We start from the raw sequence: 11,760 nt of genomic DNA on the forward strand, positions 1-11,760 counted from the left end.
GACCCATGACGCTCAACAAGTTCAACCTTCCCGACGTCGGCGAAGGGCTGACGGAGGCCGAAATCGTCGCCTGGAAAGTCAAGGCCGGCGATACCGTGGCCGTCAACGACGTCTTGTGCGAGATCGAGACGGCCAAATCCCTGGTGGAACTGCCCTCACCGTTCGCCGGAACCGTCACGGAACTGCTGGTGCCCGAGGGAGTCACGGTGGATGTCGGCACGCCGATCATCAGCGTGAGCGACGCTGTCGACGCCCCGGCGCCTGCCGCCGCGGCACCCGCCCCGGCGCCTGTGGCACAGGAGCAGGCTGCCGGCCAGGAACAGGCTTCCGCCGCGCCCATGTACGGCACGCTTCCGGCTGATGACTCCGACGCCGGCGAACCAGCCGGGCGTCCGGCCGGCGGTCCGCTGGTGGGCTCCGGTCCCAAGGCAGACGCCGTCAAGCGCCGGCGGCGGATTTCCGCCCCTGCGGCCGCCGGCCACGAAGCCCCGTCCGCGGCGCCAGCCACCGGCGCTGCCGCCCCGATGGTGGAGCGGGCGGGGGTGGAGGCCCACGACATATGGATCAACCCGGACGCGGCCAGCAGTCCTGCCGACGCGGCCACAGGCCCCGCCGGCTCCGTTGAGGCGCGCCCCACCTTCGGCGGTGCCATCAGCGGCCTGGTCGGCAAGGTGCTGGCCAAGCCGCCGGTCCGCAAGATCGCCCGGGACCTCGGGATCAACCTGGCCGACGTCGTGCCTACCGGCGCCCGCGGTGAAGTGACCCGCGAGGACCTCGTGAGCTACCAGGCCCAGCGGGACGCCGAGGTGGACAAGGCGGACTCGTTCTGGGGCAAGTCCGGCCGCCCGCAGGACCAGCGGATCGAGCGGATCCCGGTCAAGGGAGTCCGCAAAGCCACCGCGAAGGCCATGGTCGAATCCGCGTTTGCCGCGCCGCACGTCAGCATCTTTGTCGACGTCGATGCCAGCCGCACCATGGAATTCGTCAAGCGCCTCAAGGCCTCCCGCGACTTCGAAGGCATCAAGGTCTCCCCGCTGCTGATCCTGGCCAAGGCGGTCATTTGGGCCGCGGCGCGAAACCCGAGTGTCAACGCAACGTGGGTGGACAACCCGGACGGCAGCGATTCCGCGGAGATCCACGTCAAGCACTTCATGAACCTGGGCATCGCCGCCGCCACGCCCCGCGGGCTGATGGTGCCGAACATCAAGAACGCCCAGGACCTCTCGCTCAAGCAGTTGGCCCTTGCCCTGAACGAGCTCGCCACGACGGCGCGGGCCGGCAAGACCCAGCCTGCCCAGATGCGCGGCGGCACGCTCACCGTGACCAACATCGGCGCCCTCGGGATCGACACCGGAACGCCGATCATCAACCCGGGCGAGGTCGCGATCGTGGCGTTCGGCACCATCAAGCAAAAGCCCTGGGTCCTGGACGGCGAAGTTATTCCGCGCTGGATCACCACCCTCGGCGGCTCCTTCGACCACCGCGTGGTGGACGGCGACCTTTCGGCCCGCTTCATGGCCGATGTCGCCGCCATCCTGGAAGAGCCGGCCTTGCTGCTGGACTAGCCGGCGAAACCGGCCATGAAACCGCAGAACCCCGCCGCTGAACCTTTTCAGCGGCGGGGTTTGTCAGTGTTGGGGTTTCTCAGCGTTGCGGTTTCTCAGTGGCGGGCAGCCTGGCCCGGGCCGCTCAGTTTCCCGAGTATGCGGTCAGGATCTGGACCAGCGCGGGATCGCCGCTCATGCCGGCGAGGGCGACCGAGGCGGCAAACATCAGACCCGCGAGCCCCGCGCAGCACGCGCTGATTCCCGTCAGGAACTTCCAGTCCTCCCGCAACACGCTGCGCACGGTGTCGGGCATGCGCAGTCCCGGGGCAATCAGGTTGGGTGCGCTGTCCGTCGATCCGTCGTCCAGGAATGCGACAACGCGACCGGCGCCGCGGTCCACGCGCATGGCGCTGATGTGGTTGCCGTGCCGGGCCAGCAGGATGTCGTGGCCAACCAGCTGGCGGCGCTGAAGAGTGATCATGGGGCTCCCTTGGTAGGTGGGTTCTCGGACGTCCGCACCATCGCAGGGCACCTCCCATTTTACTGAGCCGGTCCGCGCCGGGCGGCCCGCTGGGCGGTGAGGCTGCCCACGACAGAGCGTGATCCTCATCAAGTCCGAACACGGCCACGACCGGACACAGCCAAGTCCGCGCCCTCCTGTCCCGCGGCTACGCCCGGCACTAGAGTGGCACCAGCCGCCGACAGCCCGGGCGGAAGCGGATCAAAGGAGATGTTGCGTGTTTTCAAGCCCGTACCCCGACGTCGATGTTCCCAACCTCGGCATTTACGACTATCTCTTCGGCGCTCTGGCAGAGGAGGACCTGGACCGGGTCGCCGTCGTCGATGGCGCCAGCGGTGCGGAGACCACCTACCGGGCGCTGCGCGGGCAGATCGACGCCCTCGCCGGTGCCGTCGCCGCCCAGGGCCTGGGCGTGCAGGGCGTGGCCGCCCTCCTGTGTCCCAACGTCCCCGCCTTTGCCACCGTCTTCCACGGCCTGCTCCGGGCAGGCGCAACGGTCACCACCATCAACGCCCAGTACACGGCGGACGAGATCGCCACCCAGCTCACCGACGCCGGCGCGGACTGGCTCTTCACCGTATCGGCGCTGCTTCCGGCCGCCCGTGAGGCCGCCGAAAGGACGGGGATCCCTGCCTCACGGCTCGTGGTGCTCGACGGCGCCGACGGCCACCCCTCGCTGGCCGACTTGCTCGCAATGGGCGCACCGGCACCTCGCGTCTCGTTCGATCCCGCCACGCATGTGGCCGTGCTGCCCTACTCTTCCGGCACCACCGGCCGGCCGAAGGGGGTCATGCTCAGCCACCGAAACCTCGTCGCCAACGTGGAACAGGCCAGGGGTCTGCTCGACGTCGGCCCCGAAGACCGGGTCCTGGCGCTGCTCCCGTTTTTTCACATTTACGGGCTGACCGTGCTGCTGAACCTCGCGCTGCGCCAGCGGGCCAGGCTTGTGACCATGCCCCGGTTCGACCTGCCCGAGTTCCTGCGGATCATCCAGGACCACCGGTGCAGCTACCTGTTCATCGCGCCTCCCGTGGCCGTGGCGCTGTCCAAGCACCCGCTCGTTGCCGAGTACGACCTCGGCTCGGTGCACACCACCCTTTCCGGCGCGGCGCCGCTGGACGGCGAACTTGGCAAGCGCCTGGCCGAACGCCTCGGCTGCCAGGTCCTGCAGGGCTACGGCATGACCGAGATGAGCCCGGTATCGCACCTCATTCCGCGCCAAAGTCGCGATGGGCTCAGGGTCCCCGTCAGTTCCGTGGGGTACACGGTGCCGAACATGCAGTGCCGCCTCGTGGACCCGGCCACGGGGGAGGAGATCCCGGTTCCCGCGGAAGGGACCAGCGCGCCGGGGCACCTGTTGTGCCGCGGGCCGAACGTGATGCTCGGCTACCTCAACCGGCCCCAGGAAACCGCGGACACCCTGGACGCGGACGGCTTCCTGCGCACGGGGGACATCGCCACGGTGCGGGCGGACGGGGTGGTGACGGTCGTGGACCGGCTCAAGGAACTGATCAAGTACAACGGCTACCAGATCGCACCGGCGGAACTGGAGGCGCTGCTCCTCACCCACCCCGGCATCGCCGACTCCGCGGTGGTCGGCTCCCTCGACGCCGACGGCCAGGAGGTGCCCAAGGCGTTCGTGGTCCGCCAGCCGGGCGCGGACGGCGATGCCTTGGACGTGGCGGGCGTCATGGACTTCGTGGCGGGCCGGGTGGCGCCGTTCAAGAAAGTCCGACAGGTCGAGTTCATCGAGGCCGTGCCGAAATCCGCCTCAGGAAAAATCCTGCGGCGGATGCTTGGGTCTGCAGGCTCAGACACCGGCCAAGCCGGCGTGCCGGCAGCGGCACCGAAGAAGCAGTAGCGCCTCAGTCGGCGTCGGTTTTGGCGATGTAGACGTCACAGGGGGCGTTGTGGGCCACGCTGTTCGCAACGCTCCCCAAGACCCGGCCGATTCCGCTCATGCGCCGGTTGCCGACCACAATCATCAAAGCACTGGTCCGTTCGGCTTCCCGGATCAGGGCCTCGGCCGGCTTGCCCCGCGCGGCCGCGTACGTGACGGTGATGTCCGGGCGGCGCAGGCCTTCCGCGACCGAGCGCGCAACCGTTTCCGCGTTGCCGGCGTCGGAAACGATCCACTGGTCACTGCCGCTGCCGAAGACCTGTGTCTTGTCGCTGTCAAAGGCGCTGACCACATGAAGTGTCGCCCCCACGGAAACTGCGAGGTCGCGCGCGGTGTGCGCCGCCCGCAGTGCAGTTTCACTGCCGTCGACGCCGACAACGATTATTCCGGTCATGGACCGCTCCTCTTTCAACGAGTAATGCTGTTTAGTGTGCCTGGCCGATCAGCTGGCCCCAGCGCGCCCCAGTCGAGGCCCCGCGTGGATCCTGCCGCTGTTCACGCTACAGGGCGGTCAGGGCTTCCCGCAGGACCGGCGCGAGCCGCCGCACACCCTCGCGGATCGATTCGGGCGGAACCGCGCTGAACGCCAGCCGGATCTTGTTCGACGAGTCGTCCGAGTTCGTAAAGGCCGCTCCCGGAATGAAGACGACGCCGGCGTCGATGGCCTTCCTCAGCAGCGGGTAAGTATCCACGCCGTCGGGCAGCGTGACCCACACGAAGAAGCCGCCCTCGGGGCGCGTCCAGGTCAGTCCCTCCGGCATGTATTCTGCCAGGGCGGCCAGCATTGCCTCGCAGCGTTCCTGGTACAGCCCACGGTACGTCTCGATCTGGCCGCGCCAGTCGTAGTCGCGCAGATAGGCCGACACCAGCATCTGGTTCAGCGTCGGCGGGCACAGGGTGACGGCCTCCGACGCCAGGTAGTACCTGCGCTGCAGGTGGGCCGGGACCAGGGCCCAGCCGATCCGCAGGCCCGGGGCGAAGATCTTGGAAAAGGACCCCATGTAGATGACGTCATCCGGGTTGGCCGCCCGCAGGGGGGTGAGCGGCTTGCCGTCGAAGCGGAGCAGGCCGTAGGGGTTGTCCTCCAGCACCAGAATATTCGCGCGACGGCATATATCCACCACGGATTGCCGGCGTTCCGCGGACAGGGTGATGCCGGACGGGTTGTTGAAGCTGGGAATGGTGTAGAGGAATTTGACGTTTTTGCCCGCGGTCTGGAGGGCCGCGATCTTTGCCTCCAGCAGATCAGGGATGATGCCGTCACCGTCCATCGGCACCGTTTCGACCTCCACCTGGTAGGCCTCGAAGGTGTTGAGGGCCCCGACATAGGTGGGGTCCTCGACGAGGACCACGTCGCCCGGATTGCAGAAAACCTTGGTGGCCACATCCTGCGCGGACTGCGAGCCGGCCGTGATGACGATGTTCGCGGGGTCGGCGTCCAGGATCCCCTCGGCCGCCATGACCTCGCAGATCTGGATGCGGAGCTCTTCAGTGCCTTGGCCGCCGCCGTACTGCAGGGCGGTCATCCCCTGCTCGGCGATGATCCTCGCGGCGGTCTGGCCCAGGCGTTCCAGCGGCAGGGACTGCAGGTAGGGGCTGCCCCCGGCGAGGGAGACGAGGCCGGGGCGCATCGAGATGTCGAAGACATCCCGGACCGCCGACTGCTTGATATTTGCTGCGCGCTCCGAGAACAGGATCTCGTGGCGGTGGGCGGACGTAGCCGCACGTTCGATTGCGTCAATGGCCTCGGCCGGAAGTACTGCTGCGGCGGCATCAAGTGTTTCGTGGGTCACAAACCCAAGGATACTACCCGTGTTGTCTTGGGGGAAACGATTGTTTCCAGACAATGCCAGGGCTGAAATCGGCGGGATGCTCCGCGCGGCCCGGGAGGTATCTGGCGCGGAGCGCGGGGTGCGGTAGCTTACGCCGCTTCCGCAGCGGGAGCCTCGGCCAGTGCGTCGAACACGCCCTTGATCTGCTCGACAACTTCGGCGTCGTCCTTGGGGTGGACCTCGGCGAAGCGGACCATCGAGCCCGGGACTGCCAGCTTGACGTTTTCGAGGACCTGGGCGCCGGCGATGCCGACGGCCTTGCGGGCCTCGTCCTGGGCCCATACGCCGCCGAACTGGCCAAAGGCGGTTCCGACAACCGCGGTGGGCTTGCCGGACAGGGCGCCTGCGCCGAAGGGGCGGGACAGCCAGTCGATGGCGTTCTTCAGCGATGCCGGGACGGTGCCGTTATGCTCCGGCGTCACCAGCAGGATGGTGTCGGCCTCGTTGGCGGCGGCCCGCAGGGCGGCGGCGGCCGCGGGCACCTGGCCTTCGACGTCGATGTCCTCGTTGTAGAAGGGGATGTTGCCCAGGCTCTCGTGAATGACCACGTCCACCTGTTCCGGGGCGTTGAGCGCGATGGCCTCGGCCAGCTGCAGGTTGGTGGAGCCGGCGCGAAGGCTGCCGACGAGAGTGAGGATGGTCTTCTTGGACATGTGTACTCCTGTGCATCACGCCGCGGAGTGATTCCGGCGGCTGGTGGATCGTGAGGCTTTGGGGGCCTTCACCCATGCTAAACGGACTGCGGTCCGGTTATATTCCAGAGCCACTTTCCGGGGCGCTAGAATCAGCGGTGTGAGCCTCATCCCGATCCGTCCCGGTGCCCAGTCCGGGGCAGGGCGCCCCGCCGCGCCCGCCGCAGAATCAGCGCGCAGCGACGCGATGCGCAACAGGGAGCTCCTGCTCTGCGCCGCCCGGGAAATCGTTGAGGAATCCAGCGTCGACGCTCTCACCATGGACCGGCTGGCGCAGCGCGCCGGAGTTGGAAAAGGGACGGTCTTCCGGCGGTTCGGCAGCCGTGCCGGGCTGATGATGGCGCTCCTTAGCGACGCCGAGGCCGAATTCCAGGGCCGGTTCATGTTCGGTCCGCCCCCGGTAGGTCCCGGCGCGCCGCCCCTGGAGCGGCTGATCGCCGTGGGCGCCGCCCGCATTGACTGGATCCTGGAATTCGGGGAGCTCGCGCGGGCCGCCGACGCCTCGGTCTACAACAGGTTCGATGTCCCGCCGGCCGTCCTCTGGCGCCGTCATCTCGAGATGCTGCTGCGCGAAGCCGGCGTGACGGCGGACCCGTGGGTCATGGCGTCGGCCCTCGGGGCGTCTCTGGAGCCGGAACTGTTGCTCCACTCCGTCGGCGTGCACGGGATTGCGCCGGAGCGCCTTGCGGACACCTGGCGGGAGCTTGTCACGCGCGTAGTGTGCGGTCCCTAGCGGCGCAGCCGGTTCCGTGGGTCAAATCCATTCCACGGAGTTATTCATAACGATCTGCAGCGAAGCCGCCGTGTCGCGGCCCGTGAGAGCCCGGCGGAGCCCGGCTAATGTGATAGCTTCCTCTGGAATGTGACCCGCAACATAGCCCACAAGGGCTCAGCCGCAAGGCATGCGGGCGGCCGGAAACCAGCTGGCCCATACTCCCGAACCGGCCGCGGAACCCGCTGCCGGATGGGGACGACGGAAGGATCGACGTTGTGAATAATCTTGCCCCCGGCACAAGCGGGCCCGCCCGTGCGGCCGCAGCCGTGACGCCCGGATCTGCTCAGGCAACGGCGATCCAGAACTAGCCGCTCCATGCTTCGATATCTCGCCAAACGCGCGCTCACGTACGTCTTCATGATCTTCCTGACCACCAGCGCCGGCTATCTCCTGGCCGTGAGCACGCTGCAGCCGGCGCTGCTGGAGCAGGAGCGGATTCCGCGGCCCACGCCCGAGCAGGTGGTCAATTCCTTCCGGCTCAAGGGGCTCGATCCCACCCTCAACCCGTGGGAGCGCTACGTCGACTGGCTCACCGCCATTCTCACCCGCTGGGACTGGGGACGGAGCCCCAACGGCGCCTTCATCAACGCCGAGTTCGGCGACCGGGTCTGGATCTCAACCCGGCTCTTCCTGGCCTCGATCATCCTGACCCTCGTGATCGGCGTCGCCCTCGGCGTCTTCACCGCAGCCCGCCAGTACAAGGCCTCGGACCGGGCCATCACCTCGTACAGCTACCTCATGTACATCGTCCCCGCCCCGATCGCCTACTTCCTGGTGCAGCTGGGCGCCATCAACATCAACGAGTCGGTCGGGGAGCGGGTCTTCTTTGTCACCGGCATCTCCACCCCGGGCCTGGACGGCGACGGCTGGGCCCAGTTCGTCGACATGCTCGCCCACTACGCCGTGCCCACGTTCGCCATCACAATTGTGGGCTGGGGCGCGTACCAGATCGCCCAGCGCCAGTATCTGCTGGACAACGTCAACGCCGACTTCGTCAGGACGGCGCGGGCCAAGGGCCTGACCCGCAACCAGGCCATCAGCCGGCACGCCCTGCGGGTGTCCTTCATCCCCGTGGCGCAGAGCATTGCGTTCACCATCCCGGCCATCTTCGCCGGCGGCTTCTTCGCCGAGAAAATCTTCGCCTGGCACGGCGTCGGGTCCTGGTCCATCGACTCGATCGCCCTGCAGGACGTCAACGCGGCCACCGCGACCCTCGCCTACGGCTCCGTCATCTTCGCGGTCGGAGCGATCCTCGCCGACTTCGCCACCACGCTCGTGGACCCGAGAGTGCGGGTGCAGTAATCATGACCAACCTCAACACGATTGACCCGGCCGCCGTCCTGGACGAAGGAAAGTTCGGCGACGACGAGGTCGTGATCGGCAAGTCGCGCATCATCCTGCGGCGCTTCCTGCGCAACCGGACAGCCGTCGCCGGCCTCGCCATCTTCCTGGCCCTGACCCTCTTCTCCTTCATCGGCGGCTTCTTCGGCAGCTGGGACAAGGAGACCATCGACCCCTTCAACATCGGCATGCCGCCCTCCGCGGAGCACCTCCTGGGCACCTCCCAGGCCGGGATCGACCTCTACGCCCTGACCGTCGAGGGCACCAGGGTCTCCATCCTGATCGGCGTCGTCGTCGGCCTCGTCTCGGTGCTGATCGCCGCCGTCTACGGCTGCACCATGGCGTTCTTCGGCCGCAAGGTGGACAAGGTCATGCTGTTCATCCTCGAAGCCCTGATCATGATGCCCGCCCTGCTGGTCGTCGCGGTGGCCACGAGCGGCGGCGCCAACGGCCTGAAGAACACCATCCCAAGCTGGCTGCTGCTCATCATCGTGCTGCTGGTCTTCAGCTGGATGGGGACCGCACGCCTCATCAGGTCCCTGTCGCTTTCCCTCATGCAGCGTGACTTCGTCAAAGCCTCCCAGTACATGGGCATCCCGCCGCACCGGATCGTCTGGCGCCACCTCGTGCCGAACATCGGCTCCCTGCTGGTCCTGGAAGTCACCCGCGGCGTCACCGGCGCCATCCTCGCCGAGGTCGCGTTCTCCTTCATCGGCATCGGCATCAAGGTCCCCGACGTGAGCCTGGGCGTCCTGATCGGCCAGTCGACCTCCCAGGTTTCCACCTTTCCGTGGATGTTCTGGGCGCCCCTGATCGTAATGTTCCTGCTGACCGGCTCGCTCGCCATGATGAACGACGGCCTCCGCGACGCGTTCGACCCCAGCTCCAGCTCCGTTGGCCGCGCCAAGAGGAGCAAGGCCACTGGCAGCGCCACCGGCAACGCCACCGGCGGCGCCACCGGCAAGAAACAGAAGAAGAGCAAATGACCAGCAACACCACTGCACGGGACACCGCCCAAGGCACCGCCGAGCGCCTCCACGCCGCCGGGCTGCACGCCCCCGCCAGCGCGGTCCTCTCCGTCCGGGACCTCAACGTCCGCTTCAACACGGAAAACGGCGTGGTGCACGCGGTCCGCGGCGTCGACTTCGACGTGATGCCCGGCAAGACGCTGGGCATCGTGGGCGAGTCCGGCTCCGGCAAATCGGTCACGTCCATGGCGATCATGGGCCTGCTGCCCCCGACGGCGGAAATCACCGGTTCCGTCCGGCTGCAGGGCAAGGAGCTCCTGGGGCTCAGCGACAAGGCCATGTGCCGCCACCGCGGCAGCGACCTCGCCATGGTGTTCCAGGACCCGCTGTCCTCCCTGACCCCGGTCTACACGGTCGGCACCCAGATCATCGAGGCCCTGACCGTCCACAACCCGACCATGAGCAAGCAGGCCAAGGAGACCCGCGCCGTCGAACTCCTGGGGTTGGTCGGCATCCCCAGCCCGAAGGACCGGCTCAAGGCCTTCCCGCACGAGTTCTCCGGCGGCATGCGCCAGCGCGTCATGATCGCCATCGCGATCGCCAACAACCCGCGGGTTCTGATCGCCGATGAGCCGACGACGGCGCTGGACGTCACGATCCAGGCGCAGGTCCTCGAGGTGCTCCACGCCGCCCAGGAGGAGACCGGCGCCGCCGTCGTCATGATCACGCACGACCTCGGCGTGGTCGCCGGCATGGCGGACGACATCATGGTGATGTACGCCGGCAGGCCGGTGGAGACCGGCAGCGTCGATGACATCTACTACAGCCCGCGGATGCCCTACACGATGGGCCTGCTCGGTGCGGTCCCGCGCGTGGACGTCGCGGAAAAATCGTCGCTGGTGCCGATCGACGGCATCCCCCCGAACCTCACTCAGCCGCCCACAGGCTGTTCGTTCGCGCCGCGGTGCCCGCTGGCCAGCGAGGCCTGCCTCGACGGCGAACCGGACCTTCGGGCGGTGGCGCCCGGCACCGGGCACAGCGCCGCGTGCATCAAGAGCGAGGCCCTCGCCGACGTCGATGTCCATACGGTCTTCGCCGTCCCGGCCGTGCCGGTATCCCGCTTTGACAGCCTTCCCCGGCACGAACGCAAGACTGTCCTGGAACTCCGCGACGTCAGGAAGCACTTTCCGCTGATGAAGGGCGCCCTGATCAAGCGCAGGATCGGCACGGTGAAGGCCGTGGACGGGCTGAGCTTCGATATCCGCGAGGGCGAGTGCTTCTCGATCGTGGGGGAGTCGGGCTGCGGAAAGACCACCACCCTGCTGGAAATCATGGAATTCCACAAGGACCAGGACGGCGAGGTGGTGATCGGCGGGCTGAGCAACAAGCAGGCCGCGGACGCCCGGGCCAAGAGCGCCATGCGCAAGGAACTGCAGATGGTGTTCCAGGATCCCACCGGGGCACTGGATCCGCGCTTCACCGTCTACGAGGTCCTGGCCGAGCCGATGGAAAACCTGGGCATGCCCAAGGCTGCCATCCGGAAGCGGATCATGGAGCTCATGGAGCTGGTGGGCCTGCAGGCGGACCACGTCAACCGGTTCCCCAACCAGTTCTCCGGCGGCCAGCGCCAGCGCATCGGCATTGCCCGCGCCCTCGCGGTGAACCCCCGGCTGGTGGTCCTGGATGAGCCCGTCTCCGCCCTCGACGTATCGGTGCAGGCCGGCGTCATCAACCTCCTGGACAAGCTCCGTGCCGAACTCGGCCTCAGCTACCTCATGGTGGCCCATGACCTCTCCGTGGTCCGGCACATCTCCAACCGCGTTGCCGTCATGTACCTGGGCAAGATCGTGGAGATCGGCGACGTCGATGCCGTCTTCGACAACCCCCGCCATCCCTATACCCGTGCCCTGCTCTCCGCGATCCCGGTACCGGATCCGGAGCTGGAGCGGACCCGCGAGCGGATCATCCTCCAGGGCGACCTGCCCTCGCCGCTGGAAGCGCCGGCAGGCTGCAACTTCGCCACCCGCTGTCCCGTGTTCGCGGCCCTGCCGCCGGCCAGGCAGGAGAAGTGCCTGACCCTGGAGCCGGCCCTCGAAGCGTCCGCCACCGACCAGCAGTTCGCCTGCTTCTACCCGGACGGCGAACTGGACGCGGACATGGTCGTTGTCCACGAAAACCACTGAAT

10 protein-coding genes are annotated in these 11,760 nt (G+C 67.6%); 6 read left to right on the forward strand and 4 right to left on the reverse strand.

Features of this window, described 5'->3' with window-relative positions; translation table 11 throughout:
- Window positions 1-5: 5 nt before the first annotated feature.
- A complete protein-coding gene (locus tag AC1DZV_RS03735) occupies window positions 6-1,565 on the forward strand; it encodes a dihydrolipoamide acetyltransferase family protein (protein ID WP_476952992.1) in 1,560 nt (519 codons plus the stop codon).
- 124 nt (window positions 1,566-1,689) lie between these two features.
- On the opposite strand, the gene AC1DZV_RS03740 is transcribed toward AC1DZV_RS03735, so the two are convergent.
- Window positions 1,690-2,028, reverse strand: a complete 339-nt coding sequence (locus tag AC1DZV_RS03740) for a hypothetical protein (RefSeq protein WP_028277587.1) — start codon at window positions 2,026-2,028, stop codon at window positions 1,690-1,692.
- Between the two features lie 256 nt (window positions 2,029-2,284).
- Here AC1DZV_RS03740 and AC1DZV_RS03745 point away from each other — a divergent pair, with 256 nt between their 5' ends.
- Window positions 2,285-3,928, forward strand: coding sequence for an AMP-binding protein (locus AC1DZV_RS03745; RefSeq protein ID WP_476952993.1), 1,644 nt, complete (start codon window positions 2,285-2,287; stop codon window positions 3,926-3,928).
- A 4-nt stretch (window positions 3,929-3,932) separates the two neighbouring features.
- On the opposite strand, the gene AC1DZV_RS03750 is transcribed toward AC1DZV_RS03745, so the two are convergent.
- The 3 genes from AC1DZV_RS03750 to AC1DZV_RS03760 form a co-directional block, all read right to left on the reverse strand.
- The gene (locus AC1DZV_RS03750; RefSeq protein WP_223914942.1) at window positions 3,933-4,361 is read right to left on the reverse strand and encodes a universal stress protein; all 429 of its coding nucleotides are present in this window, start codon (window positions 4,359-4,361) and stop codon (window positions 3,933-3,935) included.
- Between the two features lie 106 nt (window positions 4,362-4,467).
- Window positions 4,468-5,760: an aminotransferase-like domain-containing protein gene (locus tag AC1DZV_RS03755; RefSeq protein ID WP_476952994.1), complete on the reverse strand. Its 1,293-nt coding sequence runs from the start codon at window positions 5,758-5,760 to the stop codon at window positions 4,468-4,470.
- 128 nt (window positions 5,761-5,888) lie between these two features.
- On the reverse strand, window positions 5,889-6,452 hold the full coding sequence (locus tag AC1DZV_RS03760) for an NAD(P)H-dependent oxidoreductase (RefSeq protein ID WP_018775397.1): 564 nt from the start codon (window positions 6,450-6,452) through the stop codon (window positions 5,889-5,891).
- Window positions 6,453-6,591: 139 nt separating this feature from the next.
- Between AC1DZV_RS03760 and AC1DZV_RS03765 the strand changes: the two genes are divergently transcribed.
- The 4 genes from AC1DZV_RS03765 to AC1DZV_RS03780 all read left to right on the forward strand — a co-directional run bounded on the left by AC1DZV_RS03765 (window position 6,592) and on the right by AC1DZV_RS03780 (window position 11,758).
- A complete protein-coding gene (locus tag AC1DZV_RS03765; protein WP_476951624.1) occupies window positions 6,592-7,224 on the forward strand; it encodes a TetR/AcrR family transcriptional regulator in 633 nt (210 codons plus the stop codon).
- Between the two features lie 357 nt (window positions 7,225-7,581).
- On the forward strand, window positions 7,582-8,568 hold the full coding sequence (locus tag AC1DZV_RS03770; RefSeq protein WP_028277582.1) for an ABC transporter permease: 987 nt from the start codon (window positions 7,582-7,584) through the stop codon (window positions 8,566-8,568).
- Window positions 8,569-8,570: 2 nt separating this feature from the next.
- Complete coding sequence (locus AC1DZV_RS03775; RefSeq protein ID WP_476951623.1) at window positions 8,571-9,593, forward strand: ABC transporter permease; 1,023 nt, start codon at window positions 8,571-8,573, stop codon at window positions 9,591-9,593.
- A complete protein-coding gene (locus AC1DZV_RS03780; RefSeq protein WP_476952995.1) occupies window positions 9,590-11,758 on the forward strand; it encodes a dipeptide ABC transporter ATP-binding protein in 2,169 nt (722 codons plus the stop codon). Before AC1DZV_RS03775 ends, AC1DZV_RS03780 begins: the two co-directional genes overlap by 4 nt.
- Window positions 11,759-11,760 lie beyond the last annotated feature (2 nt).

It is taken from the genome of Arthrobacter sp. P1_D12 (assembly GCF_056406175.1).

Coding starts and splice junctions, on each gene's coding strand:
- AC1DZV_RS03735 (WP_476952992.1), top strand. CDS start 6: ATGACGCTCAACAAGTTCAACCTTCCCGACGTCGGCGAAGGGCTGACG.
- AC1DZV_RS03740 (WP_028277587.1), bottom strand. CDS start 2,028: ATGATCACTCTTCAGCGCCGCCAGCTGGTTGGCCACGACATCCTGCTG.
- AC1DZV_RS03750 (WP_223914942.1), bottom strand. CDS start 4,361: ATGACCGGAATAATCGTTGTCGGCGTCGACGGCAGTGAAACTGCACTG.
- AC1DZV_RS03760 (WP_018775397.1), bottom strand. CDS start 6,452: ATGTCCAAGAAGACCATCCTCACTCTCGTCGGCAGCCTTCGCGCCGGC.
- AC1DZV_RS03770 (WP_028277582.1), top strand. CDS start 7,582: ATGCTTCGATATCTCGCCAAACGCGCGCTCACGTACGTCTTCATGATC.
- AC1DZV_RS03775 (WP_476951623.1), top strand. CDS start 8,571: ATGACCAACCTCAACACGATTGACCCGGCCGCCGTCCTGGACGAAGGA.
- AC1DZV_RS03780 (WP_476952995.1), top strand. CDS start 9,590: ATGACCAGCAACACCACTGCACGGGACACCGCCCAAGGCACCGCCGAG.